21 protein-coding genes and 2 tRNA genes are annotated in these 18,368 nt (G+C 59.7%); 9 read left to right on the forward strand and 14 right to left on the reverse strand.

Annotation, left to right across the window (positions count from 1 at the left end; translation table 11 throughout):
- Nucleotides 1-15 precede the first annotated feature (15 nt).
- From J2X43_RS25140 to J2X43_RS25155, 4 genes are all read right to left on the reverse strand, one after another.
- Nucleotides 16-870: a DUF1365 domain-containing protein gene (locus J2X43_RS25140; RefSeq protein ID WP_310298903.1), complete on the reverse strand. Its 855-nt coding sequence runs from the start codon at nt 868-870 to the stop codon at nt 16-18.
- Nucleotides 867-2,213 carry an FAD-dependent oxidoreductase gene (locus tag J2X43_RS25145; RefSeq protein ID WP_310298906.1) on the reverse strand — a complete coding sequence of 449 codons (1,347 nt, stop codon included), beginning with the start codon at nt 2,211-2,213 and terminating at the stop codon, nt 867-869. The genes J2X43_RS25140 and J2X43_RS25145 overlap by 4 nt, the downstream gene beginning before the upstream one ends.
- On the reverse strand, nt 2,210-3,661 hold the full coding sequence (locus J2X43_RS25150) for a deoxyribodipyrimidine photo-lyase (protein ID WP_310299624.1): 1,452 nt from the start codon (nt 3,659-3,661) through the stop codon (nt 2,210-2,212). Before J2X43_RS25150 ends, J2X43_RS25145 begins: the two co-directional genes overlap by 4 nt.
- A gap of 152 nt (nt 3,662-3,813) precedes the next feature.
- Nucleotides 3,814-4,122: a hypothetical protein gene (locus tag J2X43_RS25155; protein WP_310298910.1), complete on the reverse strand. Its 309-nt coding sequence runs from the start codon at nt 4,120-4,122 to the stop codon at nt 3,814-3,816.
- Between the two features lie 180 nt (nt 4,123-4,302).
- Here J2X43_RS25155 and J2X43_RS25160 point away from each other — a divergent pair, with 180 nt between their 5' ends.
- Nucleotides 4,303-4,623 (forward strand): hypothetical protein, encoded by a 321-nt coding sequence (locus J2X43_RS25160; RefSeq protein ID WP_310298912.1) that lies wholly within the window; start codon nt 4,303-4,305, stop codon nt 4,621-4,623.
- Here J2X43_RS25160 and J2X43_RS25165 read toward each other — a convergent pair whose 3' ends face one another.
- Both J2X43_RS25165 and J2X43_RS25170 read right to left on the reverse strand, forming a co-directional pair.
- Nucleotides 4,624-4,944 carry a hypothetical protein gene (locus tag J2X43_RS25165; RefSeq protein WP_310298916.1) on the reverse strand — a complete coding sequence of 107 codons (321 nt, stop codon included), beginning with the start codon at nt 4,942-4,944 and terminating at the stop codon, nt 4,624-4,626. It lies immediately after the preceding gene.
- 23 nt (nt 4,945-4,967) lie between these two features.
- Nucleotides 4,968-5,042 (reverse strand) — tRNA-Asn (locus J2X43_RS25170).
- A 117-nt stretch (nt 5,043-5,159) separates the two neighbouring features.
- On the opposite strand from J2X43_RS25170, the gene J2X43_RS25175 reads away from it, so the two are divergent.
- On the forward strand, nt 5,160-5,459 hold the full coding sequence (locus tag J2X43_RS25175) for a hypothetical protein (RefSeq protein WP_112513818.1): 300 nt from the start codon (nt 5,160-5,162) through the stop codon (nt 5,457-5,459).
- 9 nt (nt 5,460-5,468) lie between these two features.
- Here the strand turns inward: J2X43_RS25175 and J2X43_RS25180 are convergent, their stop codons facing one another.
- From J2X43_RS25180 to J2X43_RS25200, 5 genes are all read right to left on the reverse strand, one after another.
- Entirely contained in the window at nt 5,469-6,473 is a 1,005-nt protein-coding gene (locus tag J2X43_RS25180) for an inorganic phosphate transporter (protein ID WP_112387953.1), read from the reverse strand.
- Nucleotides 6,473-7,114 carry a DUF47 domain-containing protein gene (locus J2X43_RS25185; protein WP_112387954.1) on the reverse strand — a complete coding sequence of 214 codons (642 nt, stop codon included), beginning with the start codon at nt 7,112-7,114 and terminating at the stop codon, nt 6,473-6,475. Before J2X43_RS25185 ends, J2X43_RS25180 begins: the two co-directional genes overlap by 1 nt.
- 144 nt (nt 7,115-7,258) lie before the next feature.
- On the reverse strand, nt 7,259-7,426 hold the full coding sequence (locus tag J2X43_RS25190) for a hypothetical protein (RefSeq protein ID WP_310298919.1): 168 nt from the start codon (nt 7,424-7,426) through the stop codon (nt 7,259-7,261).
- A gap of 58 nt (nt 7,427-7,484) precedes the next feature.
- Nucleotides 7,485-7,718, reverse strand: coding sequence for a hypothetical protein (locus J2X43_RS25195; protein WP_112539689.1), 234 nt, complete (start codon nt 7,716-7,718; stop codon nt 7,485-7,487).
- A 194-nt stretch (nt 7,719-7,912) separates the two neighbouring features.
- Nucleotides 7,913-7,986: transfer RNA gene (locus J2X43_RS25200), tRNA-Cys, on the reverse strand.
- 159 nt (nt 7,987-8,145) lie between these two features.
- Between J2X43_RS25200 and J2X43_RS25205 the strand changes: the two genes are divergently transcribed.
- A complete protein-coding gene (locus tag J2X43_RS25205; RefSeq protein WP_310298924.1) occupies nt 8,146-8,379 on the forward strand; it encodes a hypothetical protein in 234 nt (77 codons plus the stop codon).
- A gap of 21 nt (nt 8,380-8,400) precedes the next feature.
- On the opposite strand, the gene J2X43_RS25210 is transcribed toward J2X43_RS25205, so the two are convergent.
- Nucleotides 8,401-8,544: a hypothetical protein gene (locus J2X43_RS25210; protein WP_162705969.1), complete on the reverse strand. Its 144-nt coding sequence runs from the start codon at nt 8,542-8,544 to the stop codon at nt 8,401-8,403.
- Nucleotides 8,545-9,200: 656 nt separating this feature from the next.
- Here J2X43_RS25210 and J2X43_RS25215 point away from each other — a divergent pair.
- The 6 genes from J2X43_RS25215 (at nt 9,201) to exoR (ending at nt 17,114) form a co-directional block, all read left to right on the forward strand.
- On the forward strand, nt 9,201-9,845 hold the full coding sequence (locus tag J2X43_RS25215) for a protein-L-isoaspartate O-methyltransferase (RefSeq protein WP_112387958.1): 645 nt from the start codon (nt 9,201-9,203) through the stop codon (nt 9,843-9,845).
- Nucleotides 9,846-10,077: 232 nt separating this feature from the next.
- On the forward strand, nt 10,078-10,959 hold the full coding sequence (locus tag J2X43_RS25220) for a DUF2497 domain-containing protein (RefSeq protein ID WP_310298931.1): 882 nt from the start codon (nt 10,078-10,080) through the stop codon (nt 10,957-10,959).
- Nucleotides 10,960-11,077: 118 nt separating this feature from the next.
- On the forward strand, nt 11,078-13,918 hold the full coding sequence (locus J2X43_RS25225) for a valine--tRNA ligase (protein ID WP_310298934.1): 2,841 nt from the start codon (nt 11,078-11,080) through the stop codon (nt 13,916-13,918).
- A 401-nt stretch (nt 13,919-14,319) separates the two neighbouring features.
- Entirely contained in the window at nt 14,320-15,588 is a 1,269-nt protein-coding gene (locus J2X43_RS25230) for an OmpP1/FadL family transporter (RefSeq protein WP_112539679.1), read from the forward strand.
- 231 nt (nt 15,589-15,819) lie between these two features.
- Nucleotides 15,820-16,320: a hypothetical protein gene (locus J2X43_RS25235; RefSeq protein WP_310298937.1), complete on the forward strand. Its 501-nt coding sequence runs from the start codon at nt 15,820-15,822 to the stop codon at nt 16,318-16,320.
- Nucleotides 16,314-17,114, forward strand: coding sequence for an exopolysaccharide production regulator ExoR (gene exoR, locus J2X43_RS25240; RefSeq protein WP_112387962.1), 801 nt, complete (start codon nt 16,314-16,316; stop codon nt 17,112-17,114). The genes J2X43_RS25235 and exoR overlap by 7 nt, the downstream gene beginning before the upstream one ends.
- Nucleotides 17,115-17,123: 9 nt before the next feature.
- Here exoR and xth read toward each other — a convergent pair whose 3' ends face one another.
- Together xth and erpA are read right to left on the reverse strand one after the other, a co-directional pair.
- The gene (xth, locus tag J2X43_RS25245) at nt 17,124-17,915 is read right to left on the reverse strand and encodes an exodeoxyribonuclease III (RefSeq protein WP_310298941.1); all 792 of its coding nucleotides are present in this window, start codon (nt 17,913-17,915) and stop codon (nt 17,124-17,126) included.
- Nucleotides 17,916-18,031: 116 nt separating this feature from the next.
- The gene (gene erpA, locus J2X43_RS25250) at nt 18,032-18,364 is read right to left on the reverse strand and encodes an iron-sulfur cluster insertion protein ErpA (protein ID WP_112387964.1); all 333 of its coding nucleotides are present in this window, start codon (nt 18,362-18,364) and stop codon (nt 18,032-18,034) included.
- Nucleotides 18,365-18,368 lie beyond the last annotated feature (4 nt).

Below are 18,368 nucleotides of genomic sequence, written 5' to 3' on the forward strand. Positions count from 1 at the left end.
CTGCGAACGCTAATGTCATTCAGCAGCTTCTGCAATATGGGATGGATGGCGCACACTTACCGGTGGCGGCGGGGCAGGACGCGAGATGTATTTCGCCCCCTTGATCCAGAGCTTGAGCGCCTCCCAATGAATCCCTGCCACGATCTTGAAGGTCAGGAAGGGGATGCGCGCCGTCAACCCGACAAGGGTGGCGCTGGTCAGCGGTTTCATTTCACCGGAGAAGGTCGCTGCGAGCAGCGGTCCCTGCCGATCTGTCTCCAGGATCCGCCAGCGGATCTCGTCGCCCGGCGGAAGCATGCGGAAGTGATAGTCCATATCCATGCCGATGAAGGGAGAAACATGGAAAAGCTTGCTGCAGCTCTGCCGTAGCCCGCTGTCCGAAAGCTCGCCAAGACCGACGGGGCAAACATAGGTGTGCCGCTCGCCAAAAGTGTTCCTGACCTCGTAGATCATGGCGATGAGGTCGCCGGACGCACCATAGGCATAATAGACAGAAATCGGATTGAAGACGTAACCGAGGATACACGGATAGCAGACGAGCAGAATGCGCGCCGCCCTCTCGCTAAGTCCGGCGTCCTCAAGCAGCCGGTCGGCATAGGCGCGCAGCGGCATCCCGGCGGTACCGGTGTGATCGGCTTCGTGAAAAGCGACGAGGTTGCGGCTGTTGACGGAGAATACCGGCGACAGGCGGTCGGCTTCCGCAAGCCGGTCGAGATCGACGAGCAGCGAGAAGACCTTGTACTGGAAGCGGTGTCCGAAGGGCTTCATGCGCTGGTGCATGACGCTGCCGCAATAGAGCGCGGCGGCGGTATCCGGCGGCGGACCATTCCGCCCCATGCTTGCGCCATGCTTTTGCGGGCGGACAGTCATGCCGCCGCGTCCAGAAGAGGTTCGCGGGAAGAAGCCTGGGTGGCCCGCCAGGGGATCACCCCGCCCAGGGCTTCCGCCGCCGCCAGGCCGGATACGAGTCCATCCTCATGGAACCCGTAGCCCGTCCAGGCGCCCGCGAAATAGCAATTGTTGTTTCCCTGGATCGACGCGATCTCCCGCTGGGCCGCCATGCCTTCCGCCGAGAATTGCGGATGCTCGTAGCTGAACTCGGCAAAGACCTTCGCCGGATCCGGCTCGCGCCCGGGATTGAGCGTCACGAACAGTGGCAGCGCAGGATCGATGCCCTGCAGCCGGTTCATCCAGTAGCTGACGGCAACCTCGGCGCGGCCATCGTCCTCACTGGAGCGCAGGTAGTTCCACGATGCCCATACCTTCTGCCGCTTGGGCATCAGCGACAGATCGCGGTGCAGCACGACGCGGTTCGGCTGGTAGGGTACGGCCCCGAGCAACCGCTTCTCGCGATCGGTGGCATCGACGAGCATTCTCGCCGTCTGGTCGCTGTGCGAGGCGAAGATCACCTTGTCGAAATGCTGCTCGTTGCCACTGTCGTCGATCACGGTCACGCCATCAGCGTTACGCATCACGCCGCGCACGCCGCAGGAAAGCTTCAACCGGCTGCCGAGCGGCGCCAGCAACTTTTCCAGATAGTTGCGGCTGCCGCCGGTCACCGTCCGCCACTGATGCTGCTTGGTATAGATCAGCCGGTGATTGTCGAAGAAGTTGACGAAGTGCTCGGCCGGAAACTGCATCATCCGCTGCGACGGCGTCGACCAGATGGCAGCCGCCATCGGCACCAGGTAATTGTTGGTGAACCCGGGGGAAAAGCCGCGCCAATCGAGATAATCGCCGATCGAGCGTGATGCCAGATGGCCGGCGGCGCGGTCTTCCAGGCAGGTCTTGTTGAAGCGCAGGATCTCGCGGATCATCAGCAGGAAGGACGGACGCAGCAGATTGCGCTTTTGGGCAAACAGCGAGGAGAGACCGCAGCCGCTCCACTCAAGACGGCCCTCGTCCAGCGACAGCGAGAAGCTCATGTCGCTGGCATGCGTTGCGACGTCGAGCTCCGCAAACAGCGCGGTCAGATTGGGGTAATTGCATTCGTTATAGACGATGAAGCCGGTATCGACGGAAATGTGCTTTCCACCATAATCGACGTCGACGGTCGCCGTGTGCCCGCCGGGGCGGCTGTTCTTTTCGAACAGCGTGACGTCATGCACCGGATTGAGCGCCCAGGCAGCCGAAGCACCCGAAATGCCGGAGCCGATCACGGCGATCCTCAAGCGTTCCTGCGGTGGCCGGGCGATGTGAAAATGCGCGTTCATGCAGCGTCCTTTATGGCGTTGTAAGCTTTCAGCGCGCGGTCGCGGGCGGCGGCGTGATCGACGATCGGTTTTGGATAGGTGTCACCAAGAATGATGCCAGCTTTCTCAAGCACCGCAGCCGGTGCATCGAAGGGGCGGTGGATGTATTTGGTGTCGAGCTTTGCGAGCTCGGGGATGAATTCGCGCACATAGGCGCCGTCTGGATCGAACTTCTCGCCCTGCAGCACCGGATTGAAGATGCGGAAGAATGGCGAGGCATCGGCGCCGGAGCCCGCGACCCACTGCCAGTTGGCCGCGTTGCTCGCCGGATCGGCATCGACAAGCGTGTCGCGGAACCACTTTTCGCCGCGCCGCCAGTCGATCATCAGATCCTTGATCAGGAACGAGCCGGTGATCATCCTGACGCGATTGTGCATGATCCCATGCCGCCAGAGCTGACGCATGCCGGCGTCGACGATCGGATATCCCGTCAGGCCGCGCGTCCAGGCGTCGAAATGCGCCTTGTTGTTATGCCATTCGAAACCGTCGAAACGATCGTTCCAGTTGGCGTAGGGCAGCTTCGGGAAGTGGAAGAGCAGATGATAGCAGAATTCCCGCCAGGCAAGCTCCTTGCGGAAATGCACGAGATCATCCGGCGAAACACGTTTCGACAATCCCCGCGTCGCATCCCAGATGCGGGCAGGCGATATTTCTCCGAGTGCCAGATGCGGGGACAGCATCGAGGTGGCTGTAACCGAGGGGAAGTCGCGATCCTTCTTGTAGCCGCTCAGGCGATCGTCGACGAAATCGGCAAGCTTCTCCAGCGCCGCATCCTCGCCAGGCGTCCAGACCTCGTCGAAGGCCGACGCCCAGTTCGGCTTCGCCGGCAGCAGCTTCCAGGAAGCAAGGCTTTCCGATTGCGGCCAGTGGCTGGGGAACGCGATCTTCTTCGGCGCTTCCAGCGGATGCGGCGGCTCTCCGGAGCCCTCGAGCGCCCGCCAGAACGGCGTGTAGACCCGGTAGGGCGTGCCGCCGCCGGTCTTCAGCTTCGAAGGCTCATGCAGCAACTGGCCAGCAAAGCTCTGCGCCTGTACGGCCTGCCGTTCCAGCTCGTGCTTGATGCGCGTGTCGATGGCGATCCCGGGCGGATCGTAGCGGCGGTTCCAGAGCACCGTTTCGGCACCCGTCGATTTGATCAGCGCGTGCAGCACATCGAGCGCGTTGCCGCTCAAAAGCAAGAGCTTGCTGTGATGTTTTTGAAGCGACCGGTCGAGTGCTTCAAGAGAGTGGTGAAGCCACCAGGCCTGGGCAGCGCCAAGCGGGCCATTGCCCGACGATTCGGGCTCGCGGATATAGACAGGAATGACCGGCTTTCCCAAGGCGCAAGCCTCGTGCAGCGCGTGATTATCGTCCAGACGCAAATCCTTGCGAAACCAGACAATAACCGGTTTTTCCACTGCCTTCGCCAACGTTGTCATTCCCTGTTCTGTTCTTTTGGTCTGCTACGCACTTACGGCGCCTCTGGATCAAAAGTTTCAGACGGAGAGACAGTTTTATTCACACGTCAGGCGGACATGAAAAAGGCCGGTAGAAACCGGCCCTTTCCTGGGAACTATGTCGGTCAGTTGTCATACTCGCGGCAGCGGTCGCTGATCGATGCGCCGCCCTGGCCGGCACGGCTATCGACCACGCCCTGCTGCGGCATACTCGGGCAATCCAGCACGCCACGCGGCTCGCCGATGCTCTCGGTCGTCACCGGATCGACCGGCTCGACACGAACAGGATGCGTACCGTTGTTATCTGTTGTCATATCAGACGAATATCGCGGTGCATCCGGTGCCGTCGTATCGTAGGCCGGTGCCGATTGCGCGAAGGCGGGCGCGGCGAGGCCGATGGCGAGCAGCGATGCTGCGGCAAATGTCTTACGCATGGAGAAACTCCTCCTATTCTGCTTCTTCACTTTGGGTGACCAAGGCGAAACCCGTGGGGCGAGCCATTGTTCCGAAATTTCCCGTTGAAGTTTCAGTCCGCAAAAGCCGGTGTGGTTACGCGTAAACCTTAACAGGCGAAGGCGCTGGTCACGGCTTCTGCCGCGTGATTAGGAAGCGCCATGTCGCATGATGCGGCGCGTGGGGTTCAGGTGGTCATTTCCTTTATCGAAGCAGCGGATATGTCGTTCAAGGCTGCCTTGTCGGTTGCCGTGACGATCGGCGGTATGATGGCCGCCACCGCCATCCTGAAGAGCGAATCCGCCGAGAGCCAGCGTCTTGACCTGTCGCGGCCGGTCCTTTGGACGGCTGAACCGGTCCGCGTGCCGCCGCCGCTGAATTTCGCGTCGGGTGATGGCGAAGACAGCGGGCGCTTCTGCGTCAGCGAGATCGGCCTGCGCATCGATTGCGATCTGATCAACACGGCAACGTCGTCGCTCTGATCAGAGCGTGCCGCCATCCTTGTAATAGCTTGGATATTGCACGAATTCCGGATCGCGTCCGCTATCGCCTTCGGTGCGTTCGGCTTTGCCTTCGCGCGTTTCGGCATAGCCCTGGCTGATCAGCCAATCCTGCACGATATGGCGCATCGCTTTGTCGCGCTCGGTTATGCCGAACTCCGCCATGAACCGCTGAAGGGCCTGCTCGCACCGTTCTGAAAAATCCTCTGCCATCAGATGGTAAGCGGTGAGGGCGGGGTTTGTTCCACACATCGAAGTGCAGAAAAAAGAAGAGCCGGTTCGCTGACGAACCGGCTCATTCAATCTATCAGCTATGCTGATGAATCTGGCTCCCCGGGCCGGATTCGAACCGGCGACCTGTCGATTAACAGTCGAATGCTCTACCGCTGAGCTACCAGGGATCACCGCTTGCCGCGGTGTGAGTGGGCTAATACAAATGCTTGTTCGATTTGCCAAGCGGTTTTTTCAAAAAAATGACATCTGCTTGCAATTGCTGCACTTATCCCCATCTCCTGTGGATGACTGACGGGAAAAACAACACTGGAAATTCGCGCGCCAAGCGCTTTGGCATCGATCATGCGACCGGGGAGCTCGTTCTTGGCTCCTGGCGCATCCCGCTGCCGCGCTCGCGCATGGCGCGGATCGGCATCGGACTGCTGCTGATTGTCTGTGGCTTCCTGGGGTTTCTGCCCATCCTCGGCTTCTGGATGCTGCCGCTGGGCTTCATCGTGCTGTCGCACGATCTGCCTTTGGCGCGCCGCTGGCGCCGCAGGCTGTCGGTCTGGTGGCACCGGCGGGGCAGGCCCGCCGGTAGCTAAAGTCTGGAATCAGGCGAAGAAGCCCGCGGCCCAGTAGAACAGCGCCGAGATCAATGCCGCCGCCGGCAGCGTCACCACCCAGGCGATGACGATATTGCCGGCAAGCCCCCACCGCACCGCTGAGACGCGCTTTGCCGCGCCGACGCCGATGATGGCACCGGTAATCGTATGCGTCGTCGAAACCGGAATGCCGAGCCATGTCGCGCCGAACAGCGTTAGCGCTCCGCCGGTCTCGGCGCAGAAACCCTGCATCGGATTGAGCTTGGTGATCTTCGATCCCATCGTGTGGACGATTCGCCAGCCGCCGAAGAGCGTACCGAGCGCCATCGCCGTCTGGCAGGAAAGCACGACCCACAGCGGAACGTGGAAGCTGCCGCCGAGATAGCCTTGCGAATAGAGAAGCACGGCAATGATGCCCATGGTCTTCTGCGCATCATTGCCGCCATGGCCAAGCGAATAGAGCGAGGCGGAGACGAACTGCAGGATGCGGAAGGTGCTATCGACGGCAAACGGCGTCTGCCGCACGAAGATCCACGAAACGGCGAGCACCAGGAACAGCGCCAGCAGAAAGCCGATCATCGGCGACAGCACGATGGCCCCGGCCGTTTTCAGCAGGCCGCCCCAGACGATCGAGCTGAAGCCGACCTTGGCGAGACCGGCGCCGACGAGACCGCCGACGAGTGCATGCGACGAACTCGACGGTATCCCGAAGACCCAGGTGACGATGTTCCAGATGATCGCGCCCATCAAGGCGGCAAAAATCACCAGCGGGCTGACGATCTCAGGGTTGATGATGCCGGTGCCCAGCGTTTCCGCCACATGCAGGCCGAAGAACAGGAAAGCGATGAAATTGAAGAACGCCGCCCACATCACGGCATATTGGGGCTTCAACACACGCGTCGAGACGATCGTCGCGATCGAGTTCGCCGCGTCGTGCAGTCCGTTCAGGAAGTCGAAGAACAGCGCGACCGCGATCAGTCCGATCAGCAGCGGAAAGGCGAGGGTGGCATCCATCAGACGTTCTCGATCACGATGCCGCTGATTTCGTTGGCAACGTCCTCGAACCGGTCGACGACCTTTTCGAGCTCGGCATAGATCTCGCTGCCGATGATATAGGCCATCGGGTTGGAGGCGCCGTGACGGCGGAACAGGTCTTTCAGACCGAGATCGTAAAGCTCGTCAGACTTACCTTCGACCCGGGTCACTTCCTCGGCGATCGACGTCAGCCGCTGCGCATTGGCGCCCATGCGGTCGAGAAGCGGAATCGCCTCGGCAATCAGATGTGCCGCCTTGACGATTTCCTTGCCCATCTCCTGCATGCCAGGATCGAAGCTCTTCTGTTCGAACAGGCGGATGGTCTTGACTGTCTTGTGCATCATGTCGATCGCGTCGTCGAGCGACTGGATCAGATCCTTGATGTCGCCGCGGTCGAATGGCGTGATGAAGCTGCGGCGCACGGCCAGCAAAACTTCGCGGGTAATATCGTCGGCCTCGTTTTCCAGCGTGACGATGCGGTTGCAATGCCGCTCGGTATCGTTTCCGGCCAACAATTCGTTCAGCGATTCCGCCGCGCCGACGACGGTGCGCGAGTGCTGAGCAAAAAGATCGAAGAATCGATCTTCGCGCGGAAGAAGTTTGCGAAACCAGCTTAACATGGCGACCCCGTGAATGCTTGAGTTGTCACGCAACTGTCACAAATGGGGTCCTGTTGCAATAAAAGCCGGGCCGAACATACCGCGCCAGCAGGCTTTTCCACGCGTTTGAGGCAGGTTTCACACAGCCTCGGGAATACGATTCTTTTAATGAAGGTCGAGTGTCAGCTGCCGGTTCTTGATCTGAGGCAGGGGCAGGCCGATATCGATCTTGCCGAACACGCGCCGTCTGCGCTCCTCGTCCTTTTCCCGCTCGGCGCGGCTGGCAGCCACGGTCGCAAGCGCATTCGCAATTACCTGTTCGGCATGGGTCATAGGAACCTCCGTCTGATGTTCCTATTTTGTTCTCATTTAAGCGAATAGTCAAGTCTGCTCATTCACCGAAGTAGAACAGCGGCTCGCGGGTCAGTTCGCCGTTGCCGATATGGCCATACAAGTCCTGGCCGAGGATCCAGTAGGTAATTTTTTGCGTCGTCAGGGAGAAAACATAGTCTCCGTCGATCCAGTGCTCGGCCTTGCTTCCGCCGATTGGGAACAAAAACTTGCCTGCTTGAAATAGGACCGCTTTCTCAGACTTATGATCGAAAATGTATCTCGTTTTCGCCATGTGTCATCCCGCTTCTATACGCAGGATGCAACTTCACATGGGATTTTGATCATGTCTATATTATCAGAAGTAGAGTCTGATTATATTCACAGATAAGCTTTAGCTTAAACAGCATTATCCCAAAAATGGATAATACATCGCCGGCCGCAGGGCCGGGGATGTATTGCGGCAATACAAGCTTGGATTGTTGAATTTGGAGGCCTCGCCCGGAATTGAACCGGGGTACAAGGATTTGCAGTCCTCTGCGTCACCACTCCGCCACGAGGCCATCCGTGAACGACTTGTTCAGTGGTGGCGCGGATTTAGAATGATCCAAAGGAAACCGCAAGAGGTGTTTTTCGAAAAATCTTGACCGGCAGCAACTCGTCCACCGTCAATCGGCATCCGGCGCCCTTGATCATTCAGCGAATCCGCTCATTGTCCATATATGAGGAATATCTCAAAACCCTTTGTCACCAGGGACGATCCCGACCGCCACATCCGGTGCCAGGACGCGCTGCAATTTGCGTTCCGCGATTTGATCGAGGCGGCGGTTGCCGCCGGATGGAGTGAGCAGGAAGCACTGGATGCCGTTGGTTATCTTGCCGAAGGGCATATGCAGGAGCGGCTGGCGAGGGCGGATGCCGCGGCATTGGCGGCGCTTTTGAAGACCATGCGCTGATCCGCGCGGCTATCCAACGCCTCAATTCGATCTTTGAAGCGCGGCAATCGGCGAGACGCCACCTGTGGTGACGCTGGGTGCGGCAGAGCCGATCAGTGGAATACAGAGAATGATTGCGACGAAACCGCCGATAAAACAGGCGCCGAGTATCAGGGATCTGTTCATGCCTATTCCGCGTTCGCTTCGATTGCGGCCTTTATCGCAAGCGAAGCTGACAGGTTCCTGAAACGCTGTTCAGGGTCTTGGTGCGGATTTCAGATAAAGATAGGCGCCGATGGCAAAAAAGCTAAGCGTCAAGCCCGGCCAGGCGATGAATACGGTCGTGTAGCCGCATGCGCCAGTGAAGCAATCTCCGAGCGTTCCCGCTAGGGATAGCCGCATGGACAAGACGCCCGCAAGAATGACGCTTGCGGCGGCGATCAGCAGCAGAATGAAAATCGTAAAACCCGTGCTTCGCATTCGAACCTAAAGAGCGGGCCTACTGATTCCTGCCTGCTGCGCTGTGATTGTCCTCAACTCGTCCGGCTGTTGACCAGCCCGCAGCAAAGAATGCCGACGAGCGCCGCACCGATGAACAAGTCGAAGAGTGTGAAATGCACGAACATGGCAGACATGGCCTGCTCCTCCTCATTTCCTCCGGTTGCAAGAATACCACAGGGCCACGCTTTATGCCACTTCGGAGTTTGGAATGCGCTCCGGCGCACGCGACAGCGCCGCGTCCACTCAAGTATTCTTGCCGCAGCCGCGCGCGGAGCCTTGAAAGCATCCGAACCCGGGATTAAGAGACGCATGTAGCCGCTGAAAACGGGCAAGAGGATAAGATGGATTTCGAAGCAGCACGCGTGAAGATGGTCGACAACCAGATCCGTACGACGGACGTGACGTCCCATTCCGTGTTGAGCGCGTTCCTGACGGTCGAGCGCGAAACTTTCGTGCCTGAAAAGTCGAAGGCGCTGGCCTATATCGATAATGACGTCGAGATCTGTCCCGGCCGCTTCCTGATGGAAGCCTCGCCGCTGGCAAAGCTGCTGCAGCTTGCCGCGATCACCAAGGACGACACGGTTCTCGAAGTCGGCTGCGGTACCGGCTACACCTCGGCGCTGCTGTCGCTGATCGCCGGTTCGGTTACCGCTCTCGAATCCGATGAAGCGCTTGCCGCAACGGCAAAGGCCAATCTCGCAGCCTATCCGAATGTCGCCGTTGTCACCGGCGGTCTCGAGAAGGGCCATACGGCCGGTGCGCCTTATGATCTGATCTTCGTCAACGGTTCCGTCGAGCAGGTTCCGGCAGCTCTTCTCGGCCAGCTCGCCGAGGGCGGCCGTCTGGTCACGGTCGAGGGTTACGGCAACGCCGCCCGCGCCAAGGTCTTCGTTTCCGAGCGCGGCGCCGTTTCCGAAAATGTCTTCTTCAACGCGTCGGTCAAGCCGCTGCCGGGCTTCGCAAAGCTGCGCGAATTTGTGTTCTGAGCAGCATTGCATTGCTCTTTGACAATGCGGGCGCCTCGGGCGCCCGTTTGCGTTTGCGGCGCTGAAACCGGGCCGGGCAGACGGCCCGCAGTTCATCCAACAAAACTGTGCATGGACGCATTCATTTGATTCGCGATGATTTTTTTCGCGTCTTGGGTATTCTAGTGTCTGGGTGATTCGGATGCCCACACCACGCAATCCGATCGTTGCTTTTAGCATAACGGGGATAGATATGGCTCAGCCAAGCGTAGCGCGTGAACCGTCCATGGAAGAGATCCTGGCGTCGATCCGCCAGATCATCGAGAGCAATGATCCGGGTGCCGGCAAGGCCATTTCCCAATCTCTGCCGCCGGTTTACGGCGATGACGGCGAAGACGAGGGCAGCGACTCCAACATCCGTCTTACCGTCGACGACACCTATGCCAATGTCGAGTTTCCCGAGCCGGTGATGCAGGCCGATCCACGCTTCGTCGCCGCCAATTCGGCAGGCACGCGCGATATCGAGGAGCCCGCGCGCTCCATGTCGCTCGCCGATGTCGCCGCCCGCGTTCGCGCCGCCTCCGAGCGTCTGCCGGCCCAGCCGCCCCGCGAGCTTCCGCCGGTCTTCCGCCAGCCGGAACCCGCGGCCGAGCCCGTCGCTGAACAGGTCCGCGCGCCGGTCGAGCATGTATCCGCTCCCGTCGTCGCCCCGCTGCCGGCACCAAAGCTGGCGCCGCTTGTTGCCGAAGCCGCACCGGTGGACGTTGCTCCTCAGCCGGTAGCGGCCGCCGCCACAGAGGTGTTCCCGGAGCCACAGGCAACGATCGCTCCGCAGGTCGAAATCGCGCCGGAGGCACCCGTCGCCGAAGTCCCGGCTGCCGTGCCCCAGTTTCTGCCGCAGATCATGGAAGAAGCCCAGGCGCTGATCTCCCAGGACGCCAGCCTTCAGGTCGCACGTTCCTTCGAAGAGCTGGCGCTTGCCATCGATGGCGCCGAGCGCCGGTCGCTGGATGAGATCGCCGAAGACATGCTGCGTCCGATGCTGCGTGAATGGCTGGACGACAATCTGCCGACGCTGGTCGAACGCCTCGTGCGTGAAGAAATCGAGCGCGTGGCGCGCGGTCCGCGCCGCTAACCGGAAACGCTTTTTACCGAACAAGCCGCTCCGGTCTCCGGGGCGGCTTTTTTATTGACTTGCCCGCAGCCATCCTATTTACAAACCCCATCCTAAAACCCCGAAGTTTGGTCATAAAATGCTCGACAAGACCTACGATTCCGCCGCAGTCGAACCGAAAATCGCTGCGAAATGGGACGAAGCCGATGCTTTCCGCGCTGGCGCCAACAAGAAGCCCGGTGCCGAAACGTTCACGATCGTCATCCCGCCGCCGAACGTGACGGGCTCCCTGCACATGGGCCACGCGCTCAACAATACGCTGCAGGATATCATGATCCGTTTCGAGCGCATGCGCGGCAAGGATGTGCTGTGGCAGCCGGGCATGGACCATGCGGGTATCGCCACGCAGATGGTCGTCGAGCGCAAGCTGATGGAACAGCAGCTTCCGGGCCGCCGCGACATGGGCCGCGACGCCTTCATCGACAAGGTCTGGGAATGGAAGGCTGAATCGGGCGGCCTGATCTTCAACCAGCTGAAGCGCCTTGGCGCCTCCTGCGATTGGTCGCGCGAACGCTTCACCATGGACGAGGGCCTGTCGCAGGCCGTTCTCGAAGTGTTTGTAACGCTTTACAAGCAGGGGCTCATCTACAAGGACAAGCGTCTCGTCAACTGGGATCCGAAGCTGCTGACGGCGATTTCGGACATGGAAGTCGAGCAGCTAGAGGTCAAGGGTAACCTCTGGCATCTGCGCTATCCGCTGGAAGAGGGCGTCACCTACCAGCATCCGGTTGCCTTCGACGAAGATGGCAAGCCGACCGAATTCGAAACCCGCGATTATCTCGTCGTCGCCACGACCCGCCCGGAAACGATGCTTGGTGACACCGGTGTTGCCGTCAACCCGGACGATGATCGTTACACGTCGATCGTCGGCAAGCATGTCATCCTGCCGATCGTCGGCCGCAAGATTCCTGTTGTCGCCGACAGCTATGCCGATCCAACGGCCGGTACCGGCGCCGTCAAGCTGACGCCGGCGCATGATTTCAACGACTTCGACGTCGCCCGGCGCACCGGTCTGCGCGCCATCAACGTGCTGGATGTCGACGGTTCGGTCACCATCAAGGAAAACGAGGACTTTCTGGAAGGTCTCGACAATCCGGCGGCCCTGCACGGCGCCTGGGATCGTCTCGAGGGCCAGGATCGCTTCGCGGCGCGCAAGATCATCGTCGAAATCTTCGAAGAGGCTGGCCTGCTCGACAAGATCGAACCGCACAAGCACATGGTTCCGCATGGCGACCGCGGCGGCGTGCCGATCGAGCCGCGCCTGACGGAACAGTGGTGGGTCGACAACAAGACGCTCGCCAAGCCGGCGATCGCCTCGGTTCGCGAAGGCCGCACCAAGTTCGTGCCGAAGAACTGGGAAAACACCTATTTCCAATGGATGGAAAACATCCAGCCCTGGTGCATCTCGCGCCAGCTCTGGTGGGGACACCAGATCCCCGCCTGGTACGGCCCGGATGGTCAGGTCTTCGTCGAGAAGACCGAAGAGGAAGCGCTGCAGGCTGCGATCCAGCATTATCTGTCGCATGAAGGCCCGATGAAGGCCTATGTCGAGGACCTGCTCGAAAACTTCAAGCCGGGCGAGATCCTGACCCGCGACGAAGACGTTCTGGATACCTGGTTCTCGTCGGCGCTCTGGCCGTTCTCGACGCTCGGCTGGCCGGAAAAGACGCCTGAACTGGCGCGCTATTACCCGACTAACGTTCTGGTCACCGGCTTCGACATCATCCCGTTCTGGGTAGTTCGCATGATGCAGATGGGTCTGCACTTCATGAAGGACGAGGACGGCAATCCGGTCGAGCCGTTCCATACCGTCTACATCCACGCGCTGGTCCGCGACAAGAACGGCCAGAAGATGTCGAAGTCGAAGGGCAACGTCATCGACCCCCTGGAACTGATCGACGAATACGGCGCCGACGCGCTGCGTTTCACGCTGGCCATCATGGCGGCGCAGGGACGCGACGTGAAGCTCGACCCGGCGCGTATCGCCGGCTACCGCAACTTCGGCACCAAGCTCTGGAATGCCACGCGCTTTGCCGAGATGAACGGCGCCAAGAGCGACCCGAACTTCGCGCCTGATAGCGTCAAGCTGACCATCAACCGCTGGATCCTGACGGAACTTGCCCGTGCGGAACGTGACGTAACGGAAGCCATCGAGGCCTACCGCTTCAACGATGCGGCCGGCGCGCTTTACCGCTTCGTCTGGAACCAGGTTTGCGACTGGTATCTGGAACTGCTGAAGCCGGTCTTCAGCGGCGAGGACGAGGCTGCCAAGGCGGAAGCCCAGGCCTGCAGCGCCTATATTCTCGAAGAGATCTACAAGCTGCTGCATCCGTTCATGCCGTTCATGACGGAAGAACTCTGGGCGCATACCGCAGGCGAAGGCATCGAGCGCGATACACTCGTCTGCCACGCCGACTGGCCATCACCGTCCTTCTCGGACGATGCGGCTGCCGACGAGATCAACTGGCTGATCGATCTGGTGTCCGGCATCCGCTCGGTTCGCGCCGAGATGAACGTCCCGCCGGCGGCAACCGCGCCGCTCGTCTTCGTCAACGCCAATGCGCTGACCCAGGAGCGCCTGTCGCGCCACGACGCGGCGATCAAGCGCCTGGCGCGCGTGGAAGCTGTCTCGCTAGCTGACGCTGCGCCGAAGGGCGCGGCGCAGATCGTCGTCGGCGAAGCCACGGCCTGCCTGCCGCTCGGCAGCCTGATCGACCTTTCGGCCGAGAAGTCGCGTCTCGAAAAGGCGATTGGCAAGACCGAAGGCGAGATGGCCCGCATCAACGGCAAGCTGTCGAACGAGAAGTTCGTCGCCAACGCCAATCCCGAAGTGGTCGAAGCCGAGCGCGAGCGCCTGGCCGAACTGCAGGGGCAGATGGAAAGCCTGACGGTTGCGCTGGCGAGGGTGAACGAAGCTTAATCCACTCTTGGTAGTAAACTATTCCAAAGTGGCGTCCGGCCTTGCACGGGCGCCGTTTTGCGTTCGCAGCAATCCGACTCGGAAGAACTTGCTCATATGCGCCGCCGATCACGCTGAATCGGGCGGTTTTGCAAATTATTCAGTGGGTAGGGCCGAAAAAACTGACTGTTGTCAGATTGATACAGGGGCAGATCGGCTTGGAAGGATAATCCAAAACTAACCCGGAATGATTAGTTTATTGGGATAAAATTTTACCATACGCAAAAATTTGACGTGCTCGTCAATTTCTTACGTCAATTTAACTTCTTGCATGCATTGTGGCGTCATGAAGGCGCGCATTGTCATCCGCGCTATTCCTTTGCAAGGTGCAGCATCTGCATTGCTTGAGTGGGGGAGACACAATGGCATCTCGTATGTTTTCCAAGGGCGTAGCATCGCTCATTATCCTTTCGTCCGTCGCGACGCCGTCCTTTGCGGGCGGTCTGGAACGCGGCGGCTACAATATCGATCAGCTGTTCGATACCGGTCCGTTTTCGTTCAATTCGGGCGTTACCTATGTGATGCCGCAGCGCAAGCTGAAGAATGTGAAGGACGAAGACACATCGATGACCATCAACGGTGGTGGTGACCTGAGCGGACGTCCGAACTACGCTGACGAGACCGAGAATTATGCGGTTCCCTACGCCGGTTTCAGGGGTAACGTCGGAGACATCGACTGCTTGGTCGATTATTCGGAGCCCTTCGGTGCGCATACAAATCCTGGCGTGAACTGGGCAGGGGCGAACGACAATATCGAGACCAAGGTCACGAGCCACAACTACGCCGGAACCTGTTCATACAAGTTCGATGTCGGCCAAGGCCAGTTTCGCCTGATCGGCGGCGCCTTCTACCAGGAGATCGATGCGTTCAAGGAACGCCAGGTTATCACCATCCCGCCGGTATTGGGAACGGGTATCGGCCGGCTCGATTTGACGGGTGAAGGCTGGGGCTGGCGCGCTGGTGTCGCCTACGAAATTCCCGAATATGCTTTGCGGGCAAGCCTCGTTTACAACAGCCGGGTGAAATACGACAATCTCGACGGTACGGTTGACCTCACCCAGGTTCCGGCATTCCTCGACCCGACCAATCCGGCGCTGGGCAAGCGGACGGACGTTTTCGGCTCTGCCGATGCACCAGACTCGCTTGAGCTCAAGCTGCAAAGCGGTATCGCGCCTGATTGGCTCGCTTTCGGCTCGGTAAAGTGGACAAACTGGAGCGTATTGCAGTCGATCGCCTTCTGCCCGACAGCAACCAAGGGCGTTAAATGCACCTCGGGCGGGGCGACCGAGCTCACATCGCTTGACCTTCTTTACCGTGACGGCTGGACGATCACCGGAGGTGTCGGACACAAGTTCAACGATCAGTGGGCTGGCGCAATTAGCCTCACTTGGGATCGCGGGACCAGTCAGGGATACGGCGCGCAGACTGACTCGTGGACCATCGGCGCGGGCGCGTCGTACACTCCGACGGAGAATGTCGAACTGCGGTTGGCCGGAGCAATTGGATTGCTGACCAGCGGTTCTTCACACGCCGTAACCTATGACGGCATCACATACGGCGAGGGAGTTTCATACGATTTCGGCAACGATCTTGTAACGGCACTCTCCGCCAGCCTCAAAGTCAAGTTCTAATCAAGACCTGCCAAACACAAGGCCCGGCCCAGCGCCGGGCTTTTCTTTGCTTGCTGCCATATTAATCATGCCTTTTGGCCATCCCATTTTGTGACGAATCCGCAACAGTTTTTTACGACAGTTGGCGTAAGCTCTCTCCAGGGACAATTTGTCCATTTCCCGCCACAAACAGAGCGCAGCGGTATCTTCGGGCAAGGGAATGGCAGGCGTAGGGTGCGTTTGAAAAGTAAGATGGGTCGAGTTTTTTCAGGGACAGGCAAGGGCCGATCGGGGGCTGGATTTCATTCCGCTCCATTGGCGATTCAGCTTTTCTCACAAGGCGATTCCGCCGGAAAACTTCGCTCTCAGGTCGTGTCTTCCATCTGTCCATTCTCCGATGTTTCCGCGTCCATGATGGGCGCTGAAGAACGCTGCGATCACGCCGATACCGGTTTGGTCACATTTGGTGTTTACGACTATTGGCGAGGCGGAGAGAGAGGCATTTCCTCCGCAAAAATGACGCCGCAGGCATTGCAGGCGGGCCGGGCCGGAAACCGGGCGGTCTATCGCGATGCGCGGGAAATTCACGCCCTCGAAGAAGGGCGAAAGGCTGGATGCGACGCGGGCAAAGGAGCCAGAGAGCTCGCCGCGGGATCGCTCGCCTGGAGGGAATACGCCGGGACGCGTGGCAGCGGAGTTTTTGCTGCCGGGCTGGTCTGCGATGGAAGCGAAAGAAACCGAGTGAAATGCTGACATCTGAGTTCAGACTTTTCAGATCATCTATCATGGGGCTGTCCATCGCTCTTTCAGCGGCGATTGCATCCCCAGCCGGCGCGTTTGATATCAATGCCGGCGTCACCAAGGAATCCGGTCCTTTCGATCTCTTCAAGTTCGGCTTCAAGGCTTACAAGAGCGGCCAGAAGGAAGAGGCCGTCGAAGCCTATAAATACGCCGCCGAAAAGGGGCACACCGGCTCGCGCTGGGCGCTGGCCAATATGTATGCCGATGGCGATGGCGTTACCCAGGACGATTTCGAGGCCTTTAAGATCTACAGCGAGATTGCCCAGCAGGGCGTCGAGCCCGGCTCCGAAGACACCGGCTTCTTCATCAATGCGCTTCTGTCGCTTGCCAGCTACTACAAACACGGCATTCCGGGCAGCCCCGTCAAGACTGACCTCAATCAGGCCCGCCAGCTTTATTTCCAGGTCGCCTCCACCTTCGGCGTGCCGGAGGCGCAGTTCCAGCTGGCGCAGATGATGCTGTCCGGCGATGGCGGCAGCGCCAATCCGCTGCAGGCCAAGAAGTGGCTGAACCAGGCCCGCAAGAGCGGCCATCCCGGTGCCATGTCGGTCTTCGGCAATATTCTGTTCCAGGAGGGCCAGTCGGCCCGCGGTCTGGCGATGATGACGGCGGCGCTCGACCGCTGCAAGCCGAAGGACTGTGGCTGGATGGAATCGCTGCAGGAGCAGGCCTTCTCGGTCGCCACCGAAGGCGACCGCCGCGCGGCGGTATCGCTCTCCCACAATATCGCCACCAGCGGCGACTGATTTTAAGCTTTACGCTGCGAAGTCGAAGTAGGCGACGACGGGCACGTGGTCCGACGGCTTTTCCCAGGCGCGGACATGTTTTTCGATCGCCGTCGACGTCATCCGGTCGGCAGCCTCGGCCGACAGCATCAGATGGTCGATACGAATACCGTTGTTCTTCGGCCAGGCACCGGCCTGATAATCCCAGAATGAATAGAGCTGTGTCGCATCGGTGGTCGCGCGCACCGCGTCGGTAAAGCCGAGGGCTTCGAGCCTGCGGAAAGCCTCGCGCGTCTGCGGCAGGAACAGCGCGTCACTCTCCCAGACCTTCGGATCGAAGCAGTCATGCGGCTCCGGAATGACGTTGTAGTCACCGGCCAGGATGAAGGCTTCCTCATATTCGAGGCGCTGGATCGCGAATTGCCGCAGCCGCTCCATCCAGGCGAGCTTGTAGGTGTATTTCTCGGTATCAACAGGGTTGCCGTTCGGTAGGTAGAGGCAGCCGATGCGAAGCGCCTTGTTGCCGGGTAACGAAAAGACGGCCTCCAGGAAGCGCGCCTGCTCATCCAGCGGATCGCCGGGTAGGCCGCGGTTCACCTCGTCAGGCTTGCTCTTGGAAAGGATCGCGACGCCATTGAAACCCTTCTGGCCGTGGGTTTCGACGTGATAGCCGAGCGCCTCGATCTCGAGGCGAGGAAACCCTTCGTCCACGGTCTTGATTTCCTGCAGGCAGGCGATGTCAGGGCTAGAATCCTTCAGCCATTGCGTGAGGTTGTCGATACGCGCCTTGACGCCGTTGATGTTCCAGGTCGCGATCTTCATCCATCACCTCTTGCTTCGTGCCGATCTTGTATCGTGATGGGCCGCGTCCGGACAAGACGATAAACCGGCCGGAAGAGATTTCTTCGGCCGGTCTGATTTGGGTGCTCTGATGTTGTTCAGATCGAAAAGCTGGTGCCGCAACCGCAGCTGGCGACCGCGTTCGGATTGTTGATCTGGAAGGATTGGCCGAGCAGGTTGTCGACGAAGTCGATCTCGGAGCCCGCCATGTAGATCAGCGACATGCTGTCGATCAGCACCTTCGCGTCGTTCTTCTCGACGATCACGTCGTCGTCCTGAACGCCATCGGCGAGATCGAACTTGTAGGAAAATCCCGAACATCCGCCGCCTTCGACGGAGACGCGAAGGGCGCTCTTGCCGGCTTCGGCGCCGACGATGGCGGCGATTCGCTTTGCCGCAGCATCGGAGAGGGTTACTGTGGTCTCTGTCATGCTT

The organism is Rhizobium sp. BE258 (assembly GCF_031457345.1).
Taxonomy (GTDB): Bacteria; Pseudomonadota; Alphaproteobacteria; order Rhizobiales; family Rhizobiaceae; genus Rhizobium.